Origin of the sequence: Mycobacterium basiliense (assembly GCF_900292015.1) — a bacterium.
Lineage (GTDB): Bacteria > Actinomycetota > Actinomycetes > Mycobacteriales > Mycobacteriaceae > Mycobacterium > Mycobacterium basiliense.
Window position 1 is genome coordinate 4,359,767 of the sequence record NZ_LR130759.1, and the last position, 21,236, is coordinate 4,381,002.

The 21,236-nt window shown below is 67.0% G+C and carries 18 protein-coding genes; 8 read left to right on the forward strand and 10 right to left on the reverse strand.

Annotated elements, in window-relative coordinates; genetic code table 11:
• Positions 1-27: 27 nt before the first annotated feature.
• A complete protein-coding gene (locus MB901379_RS18330; RefSeq protein WP_158017916.1) occupies positions 28-1,749 on the reverse strand; it encodes a DUF3556 domain-containing protein in 1,722 nt (573 codons plus the stop codon).
• 261 nt (positions 1,750-2,010) lie between these two features.
• Here MB901379_RS18330 and MB901379_RS25120 point away from each other — a divergent pair, with 261 nt between their 5' ends.
• Both MB901379_RS25120 and MB901379_RS18340 read left to right on the forward strand, forming a co-directional pair.
• Positions 2,011-5,610: a PE family protein gene (locus MB901379_RS25120; protein WP_269462767.1), complete on the forward strand. Its 3,600-nt coding sequence runs from the start codon at positions 2,011-2,013 to the stop codon at positions 5,608-5,610.
• Between the two features lie 345 nt (positions 5,611-5,955).
• The gene (locus MB901379_RS18340) at positions 5,956-7,323 is read left to right on the forward strand and encodes a flavin monoamine oxidase family protein (protein WP_158017917.1); all 1,368 of its coding nucleotides are present in this window, start codon (positions 5,956-5,958) and stop codon (positions 7,321-7,323) included.
• Between the two features lie 76 nt (positions 7,324-7,399).
• Here MB901379_RS18340 and MB901379_RS18345 read toward each other — a convergent pair whose 3' ends face one another.
• Positions 7,400-7,909, reverse strand: a complete 510-nt coding sequence (locus MB901379_RS18345) for a DoxX family protein (protein WP_158017918.1) — start codon at positions 7,907-7,909, stop codon at positions 7,400-7,402.
• Between the two features lie 575 nt (positions 7,910-8,484).
• Here MB901379_RS18345 and MB901379_RS18350 point away from each other — a divergent pair.
• Together MB901379_RS18350 and MB901379_RS18355 are read left to right on the forward strand one after the other, a co-directional pair.
• A complete protein-coding gene (locus MB901379_RS18350; protein WP_158017919.1) occupies positions 8,485-10,095 on the forward strand; it encodes a pyruvate, phosphate dikinase in 1,611 nt (536 codons plus the stop codon).
• Positions 10,092-10,697, forward strand: coding sequence for a MarR family transcriptional regulator (locus tag MB901379_RS18355; protein WP_158017920.1), 606 nt, complete (start codon positions 10,092-10,094; stop codon positions 10,695-10,697). The genes MB901379_RS18350 and MB901379_RS18355 overlap by 4 nt, the downstream gene beginning before the upstream one ends.
• Before the next feature lie 37 nt (positions 10,698-10,734).
• On the opposite strand, the gene MB901379_RS18360 is transcribed toward MB901379_RS18355, so the two are convergent.
• Both MB901379_RS18360 and MB901379_RS18365 read right to left on the reverse strand, forming a co-directional pair.
• Positions 10,735-11,961: a WS/DGAT domain-containing protein gene (locus MB901379_RS18360; protein ID WP_158019291.1), complete on the reverse strand. Its 1,227-nt coding sequence runs from the start codon at positions 11,959-11,961 to the stop codon at positions 10,735-10,737.
• 227 nt (positions 11,962-12,188) lie between these two features.
• Positions 12,189-13,094 carry an alpha/beta fold hydrolase gene (locus MB901379_RS18365; protein WP_158019292.1) on the reverse strand — a complete coding sequence of 302 codons (906 nt, stop codon included), beginning with the start codon at positions 13,092-13,094 and terminating at the stop codon, positions 12,189-12,191.
• A gap of 300 nt (positions 13,095-13,394) precedes the next feature.
• Between MB901379_RS18365 and MB901379_RS18370 the strand changes: the two genes are divergently transcribed.
• Positions 13,395-14,030: a TetR/AcrR family transcriptional regulator gene (locus MB901379_RS18370; RefSeq protein WP_158017921.1), complete on the forward strand. Its 636-nt coding sequence runs from the start codon at positions 13,395-13,397 to the stop codon at positions 14,028-14,030.
• Positions 14,031-14,032: 2 nt separating this feature from the next.
• Here MB901379_RS18370 and MB901379_RS18375 read toward each other — a convergent pair whose 3' ends face one another.
• Entirely contained in the window at positions 14,033-14,509 is a 477-nt protein-coding gene (locus MB901379_RS18375; RefSeq protein WP_158017922.1) for a VOC family protein, read from the reverse strand.
• 113 nt (positions 14,510-14,622) lie between these two features.
• On the opposite strand from MB901379_RS18375, the gene MB901379_RS18380 reads away from it, so the two are divergent.
• Positions 14,623-15,489, forward strand: coding sequence for an alpha/beta fold hydrolase (locus tag MB901379_RS18380; RefSeq protein WP_158017923.1), 867 nt, complete (start codon positions 14,623-14,625; stop codon positions 15,487-15,489).
• A 10-nt stretch (positions 15,490-15,499) separates the two neighbouring features.
• On the opposite strand, the gene gnd is transcribed toward MB901379_RS18380, so the two are convergent.
• Together gnd and MB901379_RS18390 are read right to left on the reverse strand one after the other, a co-directional pair.
• Positions 15,500-16,522, reverse strand: a complete 1,023-nt coding sequence (gene gnd, locus MB901379_RS18385) for a phosphogluconate dehydrogenase (NAD(+)-dependent, decarboxylating) (RefSeq protein ID WP_158017924.1) — start codon at positions 16,520-16,522, stop codon at positions 15,500-15,502.
• A 23-nt stretch (positions 16,523-16,545) separates the two neighbouring features.
• Positions 16,546-17,946 carry a glucose-6-phosphate dehydrogenase gene (locus tag MB901379_RS18390; RefSeq protein ID WP_158017925.1) on the reverse strand — a complete coding sequence of 467 codons (1,401 nt, stop codon included), beginning with the start codon at positions 17,944-17,946 and terminating at the stop codon, positions 16,546-16,548.
• Positions 17,947-18,094: 148 nt separating this feature from the next.
• On the opposite strand from MB901379_RS18390, the gene MB901379_RS18395 reads away from it, so the two are divergent.
• Entirely contained in the window at positions 18,095-18,928 is an 834-nt protein-coding gene (locus MB901379_RS18395) for an adenylate/guanylate cyclase domain-containing protein (protein ID WP_158017926.1), read from the forward strand.
• On the opposite strand, the gene MB901379_RS18400 is transcribed toward MB901379_RS18395, so the two are convergent.
• Complete coding sequence (locus tag MB901379_RS18400; RefSeq protein ID WP_158017927.1) at positions 18,880-19,089, reverse strand: hypothetical protein; 210 nt, start codon at positions 19,087-19,089, stop codon at positions 18,880-18,882. The genes MB901379_RS18395 and MB901379_RS18400 overlap by 49 nt on opposite strands.
• A gap of 32 nt (positions 19,090-19,121) precedes the next feature.
• On the opposite strand from MB901379_RS18400, the gene MB901379_RS18405 reads away from it, so the two are divergent.
• Positions 19,122-19,814 carry a guanylate cyclase gene (locus tag MB901379_RS18405; RefSeq protein ID WP_158017928.1) on the forward strand — a complete coding sequence of 231 codons (693 nt, stop codon included), beginning with the start codon at positions 19,122-19,124 and terminating at the stop codon, positions 19,812-19,814.
• On the opposite strand, the gene MB901379_RS18410 is transcribed toward MB901379_RS18405, so the two are convergent.
• Entirely contained in the window at positions 19,811-20,134 is a 324-nt protein-coding gene (locus MB901379_RS18410) for a putative quinol monooxygenase (protein ID WP_158017929.1), read from the reverse strand. The two genes, MB901379_RS18405 and MB901379_RS18410, sit on opposite strands and share 4 nt — an antisense overlap.
• Positions 20,135-20,530: 396 nt before the next feature.
• On the reverse strand, positions 20,531-21,139 hold the full coding sequence (locus tag MB901379_RS18415; protein WP_408632304.1) for a peptidoglycan endopeptidase: 609 nt from the start codon (positions 21,137-21,139) through the stop codon (positions 20,531-20,533).
• Between the last annotated feature and the right edge of the window lie 97 nt (positions 21,140-21,236).

Consider the following 21,236-nt stretch of genomic DNA (forward strand, 5'->3'; position numbering starts at 1 on the left):
CGTTACGCTCGCCGCACTCCCGGGACGCTAGTCCGACGACACCTGGACCGGCACTTCGTCATCCCACGGCTGCCGGGTCACCATGTCGGCCACCCGCACGTAGCCGCGTTCGAACTCGCCGGTCGCGGCGTCGACCAAGCGGTAGTGCTGGGTCTGTCGATGGATCGGTTGCGCGTCGAGCAGGACGATCCGCACCTCGCCCGGTTCGAAGCGACAACGCTGTTGCATCGCCGCGACCAGTTGTTCGTTGTGCATGTGGCCGTCGCCGAAATTCCATCCGAGGGCGGTGCTGCAGATCCGTTCCCCGTCGGTGATGACGTAGTCATCTTCGTTGTGGCCGGCCATCGCCCGATGGGCCAGGGTGAACAGTGCCCTGCCGTGAGTGTTCATGGCACGGAACGCATAGCCCAGATACATCGGGATTTGCGCTCGCTCCTTGCCGTAATAACGCTCCAGCTGGGCGGCCGGCATGCTGGCGATTGCGACGATGCCCCGTCTGATCTTGTCGTCCGCCGAGGGTTTGATACACCACAGCGTGGTGTCCCAATTGCCAGCGTAATAGCGCATCCCGGGCAGAAACGAGATCTTGCGCGGAAACATGTTGCCCAAGATGACCGTCCCCACGACTAATGCGAACAGGATCGCCACTGGCACAGGGTTTTTCACATCCGCCAGCCCTAGATTGGCGTGGCCGACGAACAGGGACAAGACGCCGAAGATCATGAATACGTTCCACTCCAACGGCACGCCCATCGGGATGGCCGTCAGGATGCCCAGGTGGAAGCACACCATTGCGATGGCGGCCACGGTGGTGGGCCAGCCGCCGTGAGAGAAGAACAACGCCACCGGTACGAACATCTCGATCGCAGTGCTGACGTGCGCCAGCAGCCGCGACAAGAGTCCAGGCCGTAGGTCGTCGGGGAATTTCTCGAAGAACATCCGCTTGAGAAATCGTGGCCGAAAGAGCGGATTGTTCGACATCATGGTCGAGATCACAAACGGGAAGTGCTTGTTGAGCTTCGATGTGGCGGCGCCCATCCAAATCACCAGGAACACCAATTTGGCGGCGACAATCATGTCTGCACCGCCGAACAGGAAGGTCACGGTCAGCGTCGCGTAGACCTCGCCGCGGGCGGCGAGAAAGATCACCTTGTCGCGCAACCCCAGCACCGCCAGCAACACCAGGATCACCACGACCTGCCATGTTGGCAGCAGCCCAATTTCGGTGCCCAGTTGCGGTACCGGACCCGAACCGTCGGTGAACAACGCTGCCAGCAGCAGCAACAACAGCAGCGCGTAGAGCGCGACGTCAATCGGAACTCGCTTGGTTCCCTTGGTCCACGGCACCCGATCCGGCCATGGTGGCAGCCGGATGGTGCCGAACCGCATCCAATACAGCACAGAACCCATGGGCGGGAGGAACCGGTTGTTCAGCGGTCCGAAGCCGCAGCCCAGCCCGATCACCTCGAATAGCATCGTGTAGAGCACGACCTTCTGAAAGACGATCGGCTCCGCATACCACGACGTGACGTCGGTGAATCCTTCGATGCCTTTGGTGCTGAACACGATCAGCCAGGCGAAGAGGATGTACAGCAGGATTTTGACGACATAGAACAGGTGCAGCACCACCGGCGTACCGAAACCCACCTCGGCCCAGTGTCTGGCCATGGGTCGGATTTTTTCGCTGCGGGTGCCCTTGCTCCACTCGGCGATGTCGATGTCCGGCAGTTGGGGCTTGAGAAATCCCATGGTTGCAAAGACTAGAACGCGTTCTAGATGCGCGCCGAGGTAGCCGCACCAAACGGTGTGTCCGATCGAGTTGGCGATCTGAGGGCACTTTGCCCGCGATGTTCACACGTCACTGGGCACATCGCCGTTGTTTCGCTGGTGCACCACAGCGATCGTGTAGGGATCCGGCGCGTCACCAGGTCGCCGCGGCGAAATATCTGCTTGATTCATGGATTTCGTCGGTCACGACGATGTGTCCGGCCATCATTCGGAGGTGGCAGGTTGTCGGGTGTCAGCGTTACGCCGGAGCTGTTGTCGGCGGCAACCTCGGATTTGACTCGTCTCGGCTCGACGATCCGAGCGGCCAACGCCGCGGCAGCGGTGTCCACGACGAGTCTGCTGGCCGCGGGTGCGGATGAGGTGTCGGCGGCCATTGCGGCGCTGTTCGGCGCGCACGCACAGGATTATCAGGCGCTGGGCGCACAGCTGACGGCTTTCCACGATCGGTTCGTACACACGCTCAGCGCGGGTGCCGGCTGGTATGCCGGCGCCGATACCGCCAACAGCGCGTCATTGCAGACGCTTGAACGGAACGTGCTCGGCGTGCTCAATGCGCCCACCCAGGCGCTGTTGGGACGCCCGTTGATCGGCGACGGTGCTGGCGGAGCGCCAGGCACCGGACAGGCCGGCGGGGCCGGCGGGATCTTGTTGGGCAACGGCGGAAACGGCGGGTCCGGAGCTGCCGGCCAGGCAGGTGGGGCAGGCGGTGACGCCGGTCTGTTCGGATCGGGCGGGGCCGGTGGGGCCGGTGGCGCAGCCGGTGGGGCCGGTGGGGCCGGCGGGTTCGGCGGTTCCGGCGGGGCCGGCGGGTTGCTGGGCGGTTTCGGTGGGGCCGGCGGAGCCGGCGGGGCCGGCGGGATCGGAGCGGCCGGCATCAATGCTGGGCACGGCGGGGAGGGCGGAGCCGGCGGGATCGCCCGGGCTCTGATGGGCTGGGCTGGCGGAGCCGGCGGGACAGGTGGAGCCGGCGGGGCCGGCGTCTCGGGAGCCGCGAGCGTGGCGCCCGGTGGGGTTGGCGGTCAAGGCGGGGCTGGCGGAGCCGGCGGGGCCGGCGGGGCCGGAGGCGCGCACGCGGGGCTGTTCGGGTTGGGAGGATTGTTCGGTTCCGGCGGGGCCGGGGGCGCGGGCGGCATGGGCGGCGACGGCGGCAACGGCGGGGCCGGCGGCACCGGCACGGGCTTTGGCCTAGCCGGCGGCGATGGTGGCGCCGGCGGGGCCGGCGGCAACGCGGGCTCCGGCGGCGCCGGCGGGGCCGCGGGATTATTTGGGTCGACTGGCGTCGCGGGTGCCGCCTCCACCGGCGGCGACGGAGGTAACGGGGGCAGCGGGGGCGCCGGCGACGATGGCGGCTCCGGCAACGGCGGCTTCGCCGGTGGCGACGGCGGAAACGGCGGAAACGGCGGCGACGGCTTCACCGGCACCGGCGGCAACGCCGGCAACGGCGGCAACGGCGGCAACGCCGGCCACGCCGGCGCCGACACCGGGACCGGCGGGACCACCGCCCCCTCCGGCGGCAACGGCGGGCACGGCGGCAACGCCGGCCACGCCGGCACCGGCGGCACGGCCGCGGGTACCGGAGGCAAGGGCGGCGACGGCGGCCACGGCGGAAACGGCATGACCGGCAACGCTGGCAGCAACGGCAAAGCCGGCGATGCCGGCGGACATGGTGGCAACGGCGGCGACGGCGGCGACGGCTTCACCGGCACCGGCGGCAACGCCGGCAACGGCGGCAACGGCGGCCACGGCGGGACCGCTGGCGCCGACACCGGGGCCGGCGGGGCCATCGCCCCGGCCGGCGGCAACGGCGGGCACGGTGGTAACGCCGGCCACGCCGGCACCGGCAGCGGTGCCGCGGGCAGCGGCGGTGTCGGCGGTATCGGCGGTAACGGCGGCCACGGCGGCCACGGCAACGCCGCCGTCATCGGAGGCAAGGCCGGCGATGACGGCGGTGCTGGCGGGACCGGCGGCGACGGCGGCGCCGGCTTCACCGGCACCGGCGGCAACGCCGGCAACGGCGGCAACGGCGGTGACGGCGGCAACGCCGGCGCCGACATCGGAACCGGCGGCACCGTCGCGCCCGCCGGCGGCAACGGCGGCACTGGTGGGGACGCCGGCCACGCCGGTACCGGCAGCACCGCCGCCGGCGCCGGCGGCAAGGGCGGCAACGGCGGCAACGGCGGCGACGGGGGCGACGGCAACAAAGGTGTCACCGGCTTCACCGCTAAAGCCGGTGACACCGGCGGCAACGGCGGCAACGGCGGCAACGGCGGCGCCGGCTTCACCGGCAACGGCGGAAACGGCGGCAACGGCGGCAACGGGGGCGCCGGCGGCGACGCCGGCGTGGACACCGCGACGGGCGCAAGCATCGCCCCGGCGGGTGGCAACGGCGGCAACGGCGGCAATGGCGGCGACGCCGGCACCGGCGCCACCGCCGCGAGCAAAGGCGGTGCCGGCGGGAACGGCGGCAACGCCGGCAACGGCGGCGCCGGGTTCTTGGGTGAACTCGGCGGCAACGGCGGCCGGGGCGGCGACGGCGGCAACGGCGGCACCGGCTTCACCGGCACCGGCGGCAACGGCGGCAGCGCTGGCAACGGCGGTGACGGCGGCAAGGGCGGCGTCGACAACGCCCGCGGCAATGCCGGCCACAGCGGTGGCCAGGGCGGCGCCGGAGGCCACGGCGGTAACGCCGGCACGGGCGCCACCTCCGCGGGCAACGGCGGAGGCGGCGGTGCCGGCGGCAACGGCGGCCGCGGCGGCGACGGCGGTCTCAACCACGACGGTGTGAACAACGCCGGCGGCAACGGCGGAAACGGCGGCAACGGCGGCAATGGCGGCAATTCCGGCGCCGGCGGTACCAACGGTGCCAGCGGCGCCGGCGGCAACGGCGGCGACGGCGGCGACGGCAAAAGCGGCATCCCCGGTCAGAGCCCTCCCACCCTCAACGGCGGCAACGGCGGGAACGGCGGCAACGGCGGTGACGCCGGCACGGCCGGCACCGGCGGTTCCGTCGCCAGCGCTGTCGGCGGCGCCGGCGGCAACGGCGGCAACGGCGGCACGGGCGGTACCGGCGGGGATTTCTTTGAGCTGCTGCACGTCACCGACCCAACTGCCGCTATCGGTACCTTCGGCGGCCACGGCGGCAACGGCGGGCACGGCGGCAACGGCGGTATCGGCGACCTGATCGAGACCGCCGGCAACGGCGGCGACGGCGGCATGGGTGGCAAGGGAGGCTCCCCCGCGGTTGGCAACGTCACCGCGGTTCATGCCGTCGGCGGTACCGGCGGAACTGGCGGTAACGCCGGCACTGGCGGTACCAGCACCGGCGCCCTCATGCAAAACACGGGAGGCAACGGCGGCATGGGCGGCAAGGGTGGCACCGGCGGAATCGGCTCGTACGGCCTCAACTACCCACCCGAGGACGGGGGCACGGGCGGAAACGGGGGCACGGGTGGAAACGGCGGCTTGGCCGGCGGCGGTACCACCAATGTCGGCGGCAACGCCGGTATGGGCGGCATGGGCGGCACCGGCGGCGACGGCCACGCGGCCTACCCCGGCAAGGGGCAAACCGGCGGCCATGGCGGCAGCGGCGGGATCGGCGGCACCGGCGGCGACGGCGGTACCGGCATTGGCGGCACCAACGGAGCCGGCGCTGCCGGTGGCGCCGGCGGCGGTGGCGGCACCGGAGGTAGCGGTGAGATTCAGAGCGGCGGCCCGGGCGGACCCGGCTCCGACGGCAAGGATCCCATCGGCGGCACGGGCGGCGTGGGTGGCATCGGCGGCTCGGGCGGTCCTGGCGGGGCCAGCACCGGCACCCCGATCTGATCCGGGTTCCGGCCGCGAATTCCATTGCTTGGCACAGTAATTAAGCAACGGAGCCGGCCTGGCGCGCAACTGCTGAAAGCGGCAGTTGGCCCGGGCATTTCGGAGCCCCAGCAAGTCAACCGCGCGGTGTGCCCCACCGGGTGGCAGTGGCGCGCACGATGGTCTCGCTCGCGTCCGGGTTAGCTCACCCCGGTGCGCGGTGCTCCTCGACGAGGACCTAAGTCGTCCGCTGGCTCAATCGGTCACCGAGCGGCCGGATTCACCAAGGATTAATTCTTTTCCGAACCCAATTCGCCGACGTTGTGAGCGGTGTAGCTTGCTGCTGGGGGCGCTGAGGAGTCGGGCATGACAGAAGTCGACTATTGCGTGGTCGGCGCCGGGTTCGCGGGTTTGACGGCCGCGTTGCGGCTCAAACAGGCCGGCCACTCGGTCTCAGTGCTGGAGGCCCGAGACCGGATCGGCGGTCGCACCTTCACCGTGACGCGAGACGACGGGGTGTGGATTGATCGCGGCGGCGCGTGGATCGGACCGGGCCAGGACCGGGTCTACGCGCTGATGAACGAGTTCGGCGTCGCGGAATACAAGCAACACAACGACGGCGACGCCATGATGATCGTCGACGGCAAGAAACACCGTTACGGCGGCAAGCTGCCCTGGACGATGAGCCCGTGGGCGGTAGCCAACCTCGGGATCGTTTTGCTGACCGTAGAGAAAATGTGCAAATCGCTGCCGCGCGAAGCTCCGTGGGAGGCCAAGCGCGCCGCCGAGTGGGACCGAACCAGCCTGGGAGATTGGTTGGAGACCAACGTGATGTCCAAGCCGGCCCGCGAGATGCTGGACATGGCATTGGCCGGGCCCTACACCTGCGCGGCCGCTGAGGTGTCGTTGCTGTGGGTGTTGCTGCAGATGGGTTCTGCCGGCGGACCCAACTTCGTCATCTCCGGTAAGGGCGGCGCCCAGGATGCGCGTCCGGTCGGCGGAATGGGCGCCATCTACCGCCCGATGGCCGCGCAGCTGGGCGATGCATTGCAGCTGTCGCAGCCGGTCCACCAGATCTCCCAGGACGCCGACGGGGTCACGGTCCGCTCGGACTATCTGGCGGTGCGCGCGCAGCGAGTCGTGGTGGCGATTCCGATGGCGCTCGCCGACTCGATCCGTTACGAGCCCGCACTGCCGGTGGATCGAGCGTTTTTGAATCAGCGCATGCCCAGCGGCGCGGTGGTCAAGATCTCGGTCGTTTACGACGAACCCTTCTGGCGTGCCGACGGGCTGTCCGGTCAATCGGCCGCTCCTGGATCCCCGGCCACCCTCACCATCGACGCGTGCACCGACACGGCGATCCCGGGCATCATGTGTGTCATCACCGAGGGGCCCGCCGCCCGTAAGTTGGCGCAAGTCGATGACGCCGAACGCCGGGCGTTGGTCATTTCCGAACTGGTCGATCGGTTCGGTAACAAAGCAAGCGCCCCAGTGGAATTCCACGAGCAGAACTGGACCCACGACCGCTATTCGGGCGGCGGGATGATCAGCCACACCCCGACCGGTGTGTTGACCGAATTCGGTTACACGCTGCGCCCACCCAGCGGTCGGATCCATTGGGCCGGTACCGAGAGCTCGGCCACCATGTGCGGGTGGGTCGATGGGGCGATCCGCTCCGGGGAGCGCGCGGCCGCCGAGGTAATGGCGGCTCATACCGCGGCCGCCGTCACCTAGGCCTTCGATGGCTTTCGATGGCCGAGGCTCGCAGGAGGTGCCGCCGCCCCAATTGGGGGCAACGGCTTGCACCCGACTACCGGGCTTGTTTGGCCGGTGGCCGATAAAAGATCAACAGCTGGCCAACGGCACCGGCCAAACCAAGGGCCACCGCAACGAGCAGTCCGGCCCAGCCGTCGAGCCAGTTGCGCCCGAAGATCAGCCAATCGAGGCTGAGTTTTCCGGCACCCACGGTGGCCACGGCGATGGCGCTAACCGCCAGTACCAGGTTGTACTCCCAGCCCTCCTTGACGATGAAGAAGCCGTTGGGCCGGTGCACGGTCCACGCAGCGACCACCATCAGGGACACAAAGCCCGCCGCCGGTATCGGCGTGAGCAACCCTGCCGCCAGCCCCAGCCCGGCGGCCACCTCCGTGCTGGCGGCGATCGCGGCATGGAAAGTGCCCGGCTTCATCCCGATGCTTTCGAACCACCGCGCGGTTCCCGGTATCCGGCCTCCGCCGAAAAATTTGTTGAAGCCATGAGCTGCCAGCGTCAACCCCAACACCAGCCGCAGAATCAATAACCCGACGTCGTAGGCAGTCACAGTTGCCAACCTAGATCATCCAGCGATCCCATGGCGGGCTCGGGCGAAGCACCGGCCGGCCTCGCCGGGCGCGTACCCTCGACATAGCGTTCCACCGGCGCGCCCGGCCGCGTCTTCGCATCCAGCAGCACCGGGACGGCACCCGGACGGCAGCGCTTTCCCGCTGCCCGGGAAGGACCGCAAAGGAGCCCCGACATCAAGATCGCGACTAACGCAGCTGGCAACGCCGGACAACTGCTGGTTGACCCTCGGCGCAACCGCTGCCACCGCGTCGCCCCGGATGTCGGTGACCCGCAAGACCGGATGTGCGCGTCGCCCGGAGCCACCTCATGGGATCGGCCAACCCGAACTCAGTTCGCCACCCACCAAGGATCGGCGCCTGGATCACGCTTTCCGGTGCCGATTTCGCGTGTGCGAAACTGCTTCTATTCCACGTTTGCTCGCACGATGGCAGCTGGCGCCCAACAGGGCGCGCCGGACCACGAGGGGGGTGCAGTGTGACTCGTGTTGCGCGAGTTGACAGCGCCCGGACGAGCACAGCCAGCCGCAGCGGCCGCACCCGCAATTCACCCGGGGTGTTGTTGCTGAATGGAAACGCACGGTGCTCACCGGAAGTCCTGGGCAACAAGGGATGCGGTATCGACTTGATGCGGCGGCAGAGTTTGCCGGTACCGTCGGCGTTTGGCATCGGAGCCGAGGTGGGCGCCCGCTACCTCGCCGAACCCGGGCCGACGATGGATGCGATCTGGGACGACGTTCTGGACGGGATGCGCTGGCTGGAAGTCGAAACGTCGAGCACATTCGGGCGTGGTGCGCATCCGCTGCTGGTCAGCGTGCGCTCAGGGGCGGCTCAGTCAATGCCGGGGATGATGGACACGCTGCTCAATCTGGGGATCAACGACGCGGTCGAGGCGGCCCTGGCGGCGACGAGTTCACCGGAGTTCGCCGCCGATACCCACCGACGGTTCACCCGCATGTACCGCCACGTCGTCGCCGGTGAGCTGGCCAATGGCCGACATGGCACCGCACCCATGCCAGTGCCGACCGACCCGTATGAGCAATTGCGGGCGGGAATCGAAGCCGTATTCGCCTCCTGGCACTCGCCACGTGCGGTGGCCTACCGGGCCCACCACCGCCTTGACGAGCGCAGTGGTACGGCGGTGATCGTGCAGGCGATGGTGTTCGGTAACCGGGGCACCAACTCCGGTGCGGGCGTGCTGTGCTCCCGCAACCCGATTACCGGCTCTGCGGAGCCGTTTGGCGAATGGCTACCGGGCGGCCAGGGCGACGACGTGGTCTCGGGTCTGGTCAACGTCCAACCGATCGGTGCGCTACGCGATACGCAACCCGCCGCATACGCGCAGTTGATGGCGGCCGCCGGGCGACTGGAACGGCTCGCGGCTGACATCCAAGAGATCGAGTTCACCGTCGAAGACGGGACGTTGTGGCTGCTGCAGACCCGCGCCGCCGAGCGGTCCGCGCAAGCGGCGGTGCGGCTGGCGCTGCAACTGCGGCGGGAGGGGCTTATCAACGACGTCGAGACGCTGCGCCGGGTCAATCCGGCGCACGTCGAGGCGCTGACGATGCCGTCGCTGCAGCCCGAAACACGGTTGACTGCGCCCCTTTTAGCCACCGGCCTGGCGGCGTGTCCCGGTGTGGTGTCGGGGCGCGCCTACACCGACGTCGACGAAGCGCTGCGCGCCGCCGAGCGGGGCGAGGAGGTCATCCTGGTCCGCGGGCACACCAGGCCGGACGACATCCTGGGCATGGTGGCCGCGCGCGGCGTGGTCACCGAGGTCGGGGGTGCCTCCAGTCACGCAGCGGTGGTCAGTCGTGAACTCGGCCGAGTAGCCGTGGTGGGCTGTGGCAACGGGGCCGCCGCTGCCCTGGCCGGCAAACAGATCACCGTCGATGGCACCGAAGGGGAGGTCCGCGCGGGCACCTTGAAACTCTCGGCGTGGTCGGAGAGCGACACCCCGGAGCTGCGGGAGCTGGCCGCCATCGCACGCCGGGTCAGCCCGCTGCGTGCGCATTCCGCAGGCGAGTACCCGAGACTGGAGAGCAGTTCCGACACCGAAGTACGCAACGCGCTGGCCGCCGGACACACCGATGTGGTGTCGGGCGCCCCACTGGTCACCATGCTCACCGCCATGCGTGCGGCGGGACGGGATGCACCAACGCGATGAGCGAGTTGGCGGTGTTGCAGGCCGTCCGGCTGAAGGGCCAGGTGACGGCGGCCAACCTGGCCACCACCCTCGGCCTGAGCCCCGCCGACGTCGCCGACACCGTCGAGCGGCTCTCGGCGGCCGGTCTTCTGATCAAGAACACGACCCTGCGAATCAGCAGTAGCGGCCGGCTGCGGCTCGACGCCTTGCTCACCGAGGAGCGAGACGGTGTCGACTCGGCGGCGCTGGCCGCTGTGCACGACGACTTCCGCGCGGTAAATACCGACTTCAAGACCTTGGTGACCGACTGGCAGCTCCGGAATGGCCGGCCCAATGCCCACGACGACGCCGAATACGACGCGGCGATACTGGCCCGCCTGCAGGCGGTACACCAGCGGGTGACGCCGATCATCGCGGCGGCCGCGTTGCAGGTGCCGCGGCTGAGCGGCTATGCGCGGAAGCTGAGCCACGCCCTGGACAGGCTCAACGCCGGCGAGACCGCATGGCTGACCCGGCCGCTGATGGACTCCTACCACACCGTGTGGTTCGAATTGCACGAGGAGCTGCTCCTGGCCGCCGGCCTGACTCGTGAGCAGGAGGCCCGAGCCGGCGAGGCCCATTAAAGCGTCGGTTCGGCCCCGCGTGGCCGGTCGGCGTGGTTCACAGGACCGAATCCAGGCACCGTACATAAGCGTCCACGTCGGCCACCGCGGATGCCGCGGCATGAACGCTGATCGCAATCGTGTCACCGATGCCGTGCACCCCGTGCGTCAAGCCCATCGACGGCGACAGCGCGGGATATCCGGCCGTCAGCACCACCGGTGCTCCCCCGAAATGTAGGTCACCGGCGCCGCGGTACACGCTGGACAGCACGGTGTTTCCGGCTACCAGTACGGGCCGGACGGTCGGATCGAAATGGGCTACGCCCCAGCGCAACAGCGGCGCGGGTACCGCCGCGAAGGCCCGGTCGGCCGAGAACGCGGCGGGATGCTGGAATCGGCGACGACCGTGGGCCAAGTCGGCAGCGATCCGCTCCATCCGGGCGTCCACAGCAAGCTGCGGATACAAACCGACGACCACGTTGCCAAAGTGGTTATGCGCTTGGCGCACACCGGGTTTAGCTATTGGCACTTCGGCGCCCAGCGCATCCGCCGACCCGTCTAATAGCTCGAACAACGCCGTGGACACCGCGGCCAAAGCCCCAACGGTGACTGTGGCACCGGGCATTTCGGTACGCTTGCGCACCACGGTGCGCAGGGTACGAGCGCCGTCTGGACGGACGTTGGTGGCCACCGGGGGCCGGGGGCTGGCGGCCGGCGACAGCAGGCCGGCGCGAGTGTCGCAAACCAGCCGGTGGTGGGTTCGCGCCGCGTCCGCGGCGCGCCGCAGCAGGCAGCCCGGGGACGGGACGTCCACCCGGGGCACCCAGACCTCCCGGCCGAACAGCCAGGCCGCCAACGCCGATGCCCGTGTGCCGTCAGCCAGCGCGTGCGCAACCTGCAGCACGGCAACAACGCCCCCACCGGCGCAGCCTGGAATGCCGCGTATGGCCGTGAATATGTGAAGCCGCCAAGGCATCTGGCGAATATCGAGCTGGCTGTCAGCGAGCGCCGCCACCGCGTCCAGGCAGCCACGCCACGACTGCTCGGCGGGCTCGTGCCGAACGACCTGGGTGGATTCGACGGCGGCCGCTACCCACCGCGGGTAGCTCAGTGCACCACCGTCTTCAACTCGCATCGCCAAATCCGGACAACCCCGAGCCCGATTGCAGACCTCGTCGATGGCGCCTTCGAGATCTTTCGGTTCGCCGGCGAATGCGTACAGCAAGAACTGATCATTGGGCACCTTGGCCGACATCCAGTAGAACTGTGCGTCGACGGCCGCCATCCGGGACATACCAAATATGGTGCTACTGCCCCGTCGGGTGGGTACGCGCGACGGCGCCAACCCCACCTTCGCCGGGCTTGGGCCTGCGCCGCACGGGCACGATTAACGGCACGCCACAACGATTTTCATGATTTTCCGGAATTCGAGATGGCAAGTTGTCCGGGCGCCTCTCAGCCGTGGCACGAAGTCAACGCGAAATCGGGCGAATCGTTGCGGGGTAGCCGCGCTCAGCCCGGCGAGCCGACGAAGGCCAGCACCGATTCGGCGACCTCGTACGGCTGCTCGAGCTGCAGGAAGTGGCCGGCATGATCGATGATGGCCAGGCTGCTGCCCGCCGGGAGCACCCGTTGCGTCCAGTGCGCGAAGGCCGGAGCGGCGCAGCCGTCGTCGCGACCATGGAGGTACAACGTCGGCAACTTCGGCGCCTCCATCCAATGCCGGTGCAACTCCGCGTACCGCACGGGCGGGCGGGAGTTGCGCACCATTGCCCGGTATGGCCCCAGCGCGGCCCGCCAACCCTCCGGCGTGCCGATGGCGGCATCGACATGACGCAGATCCTCGTCGGCGCGATAGGCCGGCGACCATCGACGCCACAGCAGTGGCACCACCCAGGACGCGGAATGTTCTGGTAGCCAAGGCAATTGAAAGTAGAGGAGGTACCAGCTACGCAGCAGCTGATGCGGCAGCTCACGGGCCAGCCGGCCCCGGTCGGCGACCCGGCCCAGCGGGCGAAACGCCGCCGCGGGCGGAACCGACATGATCACCGCCTTGTCGAACGGGCTGTCCGGCATTGCGGCCAGCCCGGCGGCCGCCATCGCTCCCCAGTCGTGACCGATCACCACATCGTGCTCGGTGCCGCCCGCGGCCGCGCGCACCTTCAAAGCGTCGTCCATCAACGCGCCTATGTGATAGCTGCCGTCGGTCGGAATCGAGGACGGCGCGTAGCCACGCATAAACGGCGCCACCAGCCGCCACCCGCCATCGACTAACCGCGAAGCGATCTTGCGCCATCCGTACGGGGTATCGGGGAAGCCGTGCAGACACAGCGCAATTGGGGCCCCCGGCCGCCCCCAGGTCAGGGCCTTCAGCTCGCCGCCCGAGCCCGACACGTTGAGCCAGCGTGGTTCGGACATCATCAACCGCCCGCGACACCAATGGCCGGCGGGTAAGCATCGATAACATCGGCCATGGTCACTCCCGTTCGGCGCTGGCTGCTGGATTGGCCAATGGGCACACACACCCCACCCGATCCAAACTAACGGGACGGCCGCCGACGCGGGCGCAGACCCCTTACGCTGCACAACGGACCGACGTAGAACCGCCACCGGGGGCGGTATTGGTCAGGCAGGGTTTCGGCACGGTCTCGGGAAGCGACCGAGACCAAACTGCACGTCCGGCCGGTTTGCATCCCGGATCAGCGTTAACGTATACCCATGGCGAACTCTGCGGAGTCTCAATCGCCGATGCACGCGGCCCGCAGCGCCGGGCAAGGCCGGGCCTCGCCCGCGCGGCGCTGGTCCAAAACCGACGCCACCCAGCAGCGGATCCTTGACGCCGCCACCGGTGTGTTCGCCACCAGCGGCTTCAACGCAGCGACCATGGCCGACATCGTGACCAGCTCCGGTGCCAGCATCGGCAGTATCTATCACCACTTCGGCGGCAAGAATGAGCTATTTCTTGCGATCTTCGAGCGCATGGCCAGCACGGTCGAACAGCGGATCGAGGCGGCGAACCAGCGAGCCGGCGACGAAGCCGACCGCCACCGCGCGCTCAACGTGCGCGCCTACCTGGAGGCCATCTGGGAGAACCGACGGGTCGCCAGGTTGCTGTCGTCCGGAGACCGCCCCACCGAATTCGGAGCCGCCCGTCGCGAGCGCTTGACCGCGCTTTTTCAAGACTGGATGACGGTGCTGGGACTGGACTCATCGCTGCGCGGCAGGCTGCTGGGTCGCGCCCTGCTGGCAATCATGGAGGAGTCATCGAAGATGGTCATCGCCTGCGACGACCCCAACGATGTGGAACCGATCATCGACGCAACGATCGAGTGGATCGGCCGGCTCACCGAGTGAGGTCACACCGAAACATCCACCGCTTTTTCTAGTTCGGCAATGACGATCTTGCCCATGCCCAGCATCGCGGTGGTGGCCGCCGCGGCTCGGGCCGGGTCCGGATCGGCGATCAGCTCATAGAGCCGTTCCGGGACGACCTGCCAGCTCAGGCCGTAGCGGTCCGTGCACCAGCCGCACTGCGATTCCGCACCACCGTCGGTCAGCCGGTCCCAGTAGTAGTCAACCTCGTCCTGATCTTTGCAGGTGACCGCGAAGGAGACCGCCTCGGTGAACTGGAATACTGGCCCGCCGTTGATCCCGATGAATCGGGTGCCGTCCAGCACGAAGGAACCCGACGCGACGGTGCCTGGCTCGCCCGGGCCCGCCTCGGTGTACCGGTTGAATCCCTCGATCTGCGAGTTGGGGAACACCGAGGTGTAGAACCGGGCGGCCTCCTCCAGGTTGTGGTCGAACCACAGCGAGGGAGTGATCGATGGCATGGGCTCCTCCTAAGTTGTTGGTCTGCCATGGATAGACCGCCGGGACGGCGAAAACTCACCGTGTCACCACCCGGAGCCCACGGTGCTTAAACCAGCTAGGTAACGTCGATCGGGTGAGTTCCGCAAGCAAGGGCCCCCAAACGGTCGCGTTGTCCGGTGCCGACGGGCTCACCCTGGCCGCCGACGAATGGAACCGCAACACCGACGATGCCTCGCGGCGACCGACGATTCTGCTGCTGCATGGCGGCGGCCAGAACCGGTTTTCCTGGAAGAAAACCGGCCAGCTGTTGGCCGACGAGGGGTTCCATGTTGTCGCAGTCGACAGCCGGGGTCACGGCGACAGCGACCGGGCACCGGATGCCGACTACGCCGTTGAAAGCTTGACGGCCGACGTACTGCGCGTCCTGGAAACAATCGGTCGCCCGGTAGTACTGATCGGCGCCAGCATGGGCGGCCTGACCGGCATCCTCGCCGCCGATGCCGCCGGCCCCACCAAGGTGACCGCATTGGTGCTAGTCGATGTGGTGCCCCGATACGAAAAAGACGGCAGCGCGCGCATCCGCGACTTCATGCTCACCAACCTGCACGGTTTTGCCACGCTCGCCGAAGCCGCCGACGCCGTGGCCGCCTACCTCCCACACCGCACGAAGCCGCGCAGCCCAGAAGGCCTTAAAAAGAACCTGCGCCTGCGCGACGGACGGTGGTATTGGCACTGGGATCCGGCGATGATGACCGCGCCGGGAGACGACCCGGAGCTACGTACCGAGAACTTCGAGCAGGCCGCGGAGAACTTGACGATCCCGATACTGCTGATCCGCGGCAAGCTCTCCGATGTGGTCAGCCCCGAGGGTGTTCAGGATTTCCTGACCAAGGTCCCACACGCGAAGTTCGTCGAACTGTCCAACGCCGGGCACACCGCCGCCGGCGACGACAACGACGCGTTTACCGATGCGGTGGTGGCGTTCGTCAAGCGGGGATAGCCCCCACTGGTTAGTTGGCCGGCTTCTCCGCGTGCCCGCCGAACTGTTTGCGCATCGCCGACAGGGCCTTGTTGGCGAAGTCGTCGAGGTCACGCGAGGCGAAGCGGGACTGCAGCGCGGTGGTCAACACCGGGGTGGGAACGCCCTCGTCGATCGCCGCGATGGAGGTCCACCGGCCTTCGCCGGAATCGGATACCCGTCCGGAAAACTCCTTTAGCTCCGGCGATTCGTGCAGTGCGATGGCGGTCAGATCCAGCAGCCAGGAGCCGATGACACTGCCGCGGCGCCATACCTCGGCGACCTCGGGAATGTCGATGTCGTACTGGTAGCACTCGGGGTTGGACAGCGGCGCGGTTTCGGCGTCACCGGCCTGCACGCGAGTGCCGATGTCGGCATTACGCAATATGTTCAATCCCTCGGCGAGCGAGGCCATCATGCCGTACTCGATGCCGTTGTGCACCATCTTGACAAAGTGCCCCGCCCCGGACTGCCCGCAGTACAAGTAACCCCGCTCGGACTGCGCGACCTCACCATCTCGGCCCGGGGTACGCGGGGCGGCATCCAATCCGGGTGCGACGGTGGCGAAGATCGGCTCGGCGTGGGCAACCGCGTCCGCGTCACCGCCGATCATCAGGCAGTATCCGCGCTCCAGGCCCCACACACCTCCGCTGGTGCCGCAATCCAGCAAGTGAATACCTTTATTGGACAACAGCTTTGAGTGTTTGATGTCGTCGCGATAGTAGGTGTTGCCGCCGTCGATCACAATGTCGCCGGAGTCCAGTGTGCGGGCTAGCTCTTCGATTACCCCGCTGGTGATGTTTCCCGCGGGCACCATCACCCAGACGACTCGCGGAGCGGAGAGTTTGTCACGCAGCTCGCTCAGCGAAGACACTCCGGTGGTCTTGTCCTCGCCGGACATCGCCTTGACCGCATCGGGATCGTGGTCGTACACCACACACTCGTGTCCACCTTTGACCAACCGACGGACGATGTTGGCTCCCATCCGGCCCAGTCCGATCATCCCTAGCTGCATGCGCTTTCCGTCTCCTTATTGTTTTACTTCGGCACTGCGGGCAACCACGGCAGTTGCCAATTGCGGTGACCACGCAGCAGCGTGTGCCCGGCCTCAGGCCCCCAGGAACCCTGTGCGTATGGGTGGATTTCACCCGGGTCGTCCAGCACCGGCTGCACGATCCGCCAGGTCTGCTCGATGCTGTCCTCCCGGGCGAAAAGCTGGCGATCGCCGGTCAATCCCGCGTAAAGCAATCGCTCATAGGGCCGGATCGGTTCACCAAGGTCCTCGGCGAAGGAGGAGTCCAGGTGAACGTCTTGCCAGCAGTCGCCAACTTGCGCGGATACCTGCAGACGCATCCCCGGGTCGGGGTCGATGCGCAGCACGATCTGGTTGGGCTCTGCCGGTCTTCGGTTGGGCAGGAAAGCCAACCCCGGAACATGGTGGAGAAACATTCGGACCTCAGTGACCTTCTCCGGCAATGCTTTTCCAGCCCGCAGGAAGATCGGGACACCCGACCAGCGCCAATTGTCGATCTCCGTGCGAAGCGCCACATAGGTCTCGGTCTTCGAGTTCTCGGCCACCCCGGGCACGTCGCCGTAGCCGGAGTACTGGCCCCGCACGTAGCGCGCGGGGTCGAGTTCCGGCATGGCACGGAACACCTCGGCCTTCTTGTCGTTGAGGTCGTCGGCCCCCGGACCCACCGGCGGCTCCATCGCCACCAGGGCCAGCACCTGCAATAGGTGGTTTTGTACAACGTCACGCAAGGCGCCCACCGCGTCGTAAAACGCCCCGCGGTCCTCGACACCGAAGTTTTCGGCCATGGTGACGTGAATCTCAGAGATACTCTTGCGATTCCATAATTCAGCCAAACCGTGATTGGCGAAGCGCAGATATTGCAGCTCCACGACGGGCTGCTTGCCCAGGAAGTGATCGACCCGCAGGATCTGGTCTTCGTCGAGCACAGCGCGCAGCCTGGAGTTGAGTTCGCGCGCCGAGGCGAGATCGTGGCCGAAGGGCTTCTCCACCGCCACACGTGCATCATTGAGCAGATCAGCCGTCGCCAGATTCTCGACTATCGGCGCGAACAGCGCGGGCGGCATCTCCAGGTAGTACAACGGGCGCCGACCCGAACCGATCTGCTTAGCCAGCGATGTGTACAGCGCGCTGTCGGTCACATCCCCGGCCAGATAGGACAACCGGCTGGCCAACCGGTCAAAGACCGACTCGTCAAATTCCTCGCCGGATCCGGCGAGCGCGTCGCGAGCGCGTTCGACCAACTTCTCCACCGACATGTCGTCACTGGCAACACCCAAGATCGGGCAGTCCAGTAGCCCTCGGCATTCCAACCGGTACAACGCCCGAAAGGTCATCTTGCGGGCCAGATCACCGGTAATTCCGAAGATCACCAACAGATCTGAGGCGCCAGCCGCACCGTCGGCCAATCCCCCACCTCCAGGACGTCGTCTTGAGAGAAAGTCGCTAGTCGGCTCATTACGAGATCTGCTTCCCCGCGGGGGCCGAACTCAACCCTAGACACTGCCCAAAGGCCCGACAAGGTAGGCCCAACGGGCCCCTGTCAGGATGGGCAGCGTGTCGGGCATGGCTGACGCACTGCACATCGCGGTCTACGCCCTGGCCGCCCTCGCCCTGCTGGAGGCCGGCGGCCTGCTCGTGCTGCGGCGGCTGCTGGCGCGCAGTCGGGCCGAGGCCGCGGAGCTAAGACAACGCACCGACGCCCGCAATTGGCTGCTCTCCGGCGGCCGCGAGGCCGTCAGGACGGTGTGGCAGACCGCGAACCTGGTGCGCAAGGAAGGCTTTGGCGCGGCAGTGCGCAGCTCGATCGAGGACCTTGCCGACTGGGCCGAGGTGGAACGGCCTGACCTGGCCCGGGTGACTCCGGATGGCCGGGTGGTGATTCTGTTCTCCGATATCGAAGAATCCACCGCCCTCAACGAGCGAATCGGCGATCGTGCGTGGGTCAAGCTGATCGGCGCACACGACAAACTGGTCCACGAACTCGTCCAACGTCGATCCGGGCACGTGGTGAAGAGTCAAGGCGACGGATTCATGATCGCCTTTGCGCGCGCCGAGCAGGCGGTGCGGTGTGGCCTCGACCTCCAGCACGCGCTACGCAGAGAAGCAAAGCGCAAGCACCGTACGGGATTTCGGGTTCGAATCGGGATTCATATGGGTCGTTCGGTGCGGCGCGGAGACGATCTGTTCGGCCGCAACGTTGCGATGGCCGCGCGGGTTGCCGGGCAGGCGGCCGGAGGTCAGATCCTGGTCAGCCAACCCGTGCGCGACGCCGTCGGCGAGTGTCACGACATTAGTTTCGATGAGGGCCACAACGTCGAATTGAAGGGCTTCTCCGGCACCTACCGCTTGTTCGCGGTGGAACCGGCACCGGACCCCGATCTGGACTGATAGCCTTCGGCGTCGTATTCAGCCAGCCGCTGATGCAAACGGGCCCGGACCTCGTCGGACGTGTAGGCACGACGTTTGCGCTGGTCGCGCACGACCAAGGCGCCGCCGGCGACCACCCCGGCGACACCGGCCAGCCCGACCCACTTCCACACGCTACGCATGACGACAGGCTATCTGTGCCTATGGTGCTGGGGTGGACTCGAGCACGCTTACGTTGGACCAGGCGCTCAACGAAACCCGAACCGGCGACCTCTGGCTGTTTCGCGGTCGCTCACGTCCCGACCGCGCCATCCAGACATTGACCAACAGTCCGGTGAATCACGTCGGTATGACGGTGGCCATCGACGACTTGCCGCCGCTGATATGGCATGCCGAATTGGGCGAGAAGCTCGTCGACATGTGGACCGGTGACCATCATCGCGGGGTCCAGCTCAACGACGCCCGACAGGCCGTTCTGCAGTGGACGCAGCGTTACCACCAGCGGTGCTGGCTACGTCAGCTGACGCCGTACGCCGACCGGCACCAGGAGAACGAACTGCTTCGGGTCATCGCGCGGATGGATGGAACCCCGTTTCCCGCCACCGTCCGTCTGACGGGCCGCTGGCTGCGCGGACGGCTCCCCACCGCTTACGACTGGACGCGGGGACTCCCGTGGGTGGATAGCAAGGTTCGCGAGTCCACGCAGCGACGCAAAGACCAGCAAAAGGTCGGCCTGGAAGCGGCCTACTGTGCGGAGACCGTGGCTATCACCTACGAAGAAATGGGGCTGCTCACCACCGACAAATACTCGAACTGGTTCGATCCGGGTTCGTTCTGGAGCGGCGACACGCTTCCGCTCACCGAGGGCTACCAGCTGGGCAAGGAAATCGAGGTGATAGTCGGTTAGTCGACCGACATCTCCCCCATCTCCGACCACCCCGTCGCGTCGATCGTCTGGCTGACGATCTTGGGCGTGGACGTCAGCGCCTGCGGCAGCTCTCGCATGGCCCGCTTGAAGTGCTCACTGTTGACGTGGATGGCACCGGCGTCGTCGTCGCGGAAGGCTTCGACCAGAACGTACTCGGCAGGATCCTGCAGGCTTCGGGACCACTCGAACCACAGATTGCCCGCTTCGGCACGAGTAGCCGCGGTGAACGCGGCCACCAGATCCGGCCAGCGCTCGCTCCAGTCGGGTTTGGTGTGGAACTTGACCACGATAAAGATCATTTGCCGGTCCCCGCTTCCCCCGCTGGCCGTCCCCTACAATCTCGGCGAGAATTCTCGGCGAGCAGAGCCAGGATACCCAGTATCGAAGAGACAAGCGATCTCCCGACGCTGCGGCTTCCCGCTGCGCAAACTCCTGCGTTCACAAAATGGCGGTCGCATCGTGCGGCCTATCGACCTCGCAGCTCAGCAGGAACCGCATCCCGCTGCGCACATGGAATGAAGCAAATGGCATGTGCGCGCCAAATATTAGATACTCGACAAATAGCGGCAGCCACCCCGACACCACTTTGTGACTTGGTTCACAATATAGGTCGAAGCGGCCGCCGCTGGCATTCCTGAAAAATATGTGACTCAGGTCGCAGAATTGTCTTTGGCGAGGTGTCTTATATCGAATCGCTACCCATTCGCCATTTCGGGTTCCCCAATAGGACCGGCGTCGCCAGCGGGCGGCGGAGGCAATTCTTCTGAATTCACGGAAGTCACCAAAACGGCGGGCCCATCCGGCGCGGGCTCATCCGGCGCGGGCGCCCCCGGTGCGGGCGCGTCGGGAAACGGCGCGTCGGCTTCGGCCAGGTCGTCGTCCACCGGCAGGAACATGTGATGCGTGAACTGCGCCTGGTAGGCACCCCCGCCGCCGATCCGAACCCCGCCGCCTTCGCCGCTGGACACCGGGGTTCCGTCGGGCAACGTCGCCGCCGTGTGGCGACCATTCCAGCCAATCACCAACGCATTGGGAGCGGTTCCATACTGAAAGCCCCGGGCCAACAATGCGGCCTCTTCGTTGCCCGTGTTGAACCTATCACCGTAAATCGGTCGATCCGTGGCGGCATTTGAGACCCACGAAACCAATCCGGAACAGTCCGTGCCGGATGGGGAATCACCACCCGGAACATATGGAGTCCCGGAAACCTGATTGATAAGCGTCAACAACGTAGCAAGTGCAATCATGCGCGCTGACGCTACCGACAATATCCATAGGAAATCAAAATTTGTGGCGCGTCTCACGATTAATCAGATAATAGCTTTGACCTGCATATACAGCGTCCAGGTCACGCGAATATCTAATAATTGAAACAGAAGTGATTACGCGGAAACAGCAAAC

What these genes read in the sequence shown, in the direction of transcription:
- MB901379_RS18330 (WP_158017916.1), bottom strand. Translation starts at nt 1,749, where the DNA reads ATGGGATTTCTCAAGCCCCAACTGCCGGACATCGACATCGCCGAGTGG.
- MB901379_RS18340 (WP_158017917.1), top strand. Translation starts at nt 5,956, where the DNA reads ATGACAGAAGTCGACTATTGCGTGGTCGGCGCCGGGTTCGCGGGTTTG.
- MB901379_RS18355 (WP_158017920.1), top strand. Translation starts at nt 10,092, where the DNA reads ATGAGCGAGTTGGCGGTGTTGCAGGCCGTCCGGCTGAAGGGCCAGGTG.
- MB901379_RS18360 (WP_158019291.1), bottom strand. Translation starts at nt 11,961, where the DNA reads ATGGCGGCCGTCGACGCACAGTTCTACTGGATGTCGGCCAAGGTGCCC.
- MB901379_RS18365 (WP_158019292.1), bottom strand. Translation starts at nt 13,094, where the DNA reads ATGTCCGAACCACGCTGGCTCAACGTGTCGGGCTCGGGCGGCGAGCTG.
- MB901379_RS18370 (WP_158017921.1), top strand. Translation starts at nt 13,395, where the DNA reads ATGGCGAACTCTGCGGAGTCTCAATCGCCGATGCACGCGGCCCGCAGC.
- MB901379_RS18375 (WP_158017922.1), bottom strand. Translation starts at nt 14,509, where the DNA reads ATGCCATCGATCACTCCCTCGCTGTGGTTCGACCACAACCTGGAGGAG.
- gnd (WP_158017924.1), bottom strand. Translation starts at nt 16,522, where the DNA reads ATGCAGCTAGGGATGATCGGACTGGGCCGGATGGGAGCCAACATCGTC.
- MB901379_RS18400 (WP_158017927.1), bottom strand. Translation starts at nt 19,089, where the DNA reads ATGCGTAGCGTGTGGAAGTGGGTCGGGCTGGCCGGTGTCGCCGGGGTG.
- MB901379_RS18410 (WP_158017929.1), bottom strand. Translation starts at nt 20,134, where the DNA reads ATGATCTTTATCGTGGTCAAGTTCCACACCAAACCCGACTGGAGCGAG.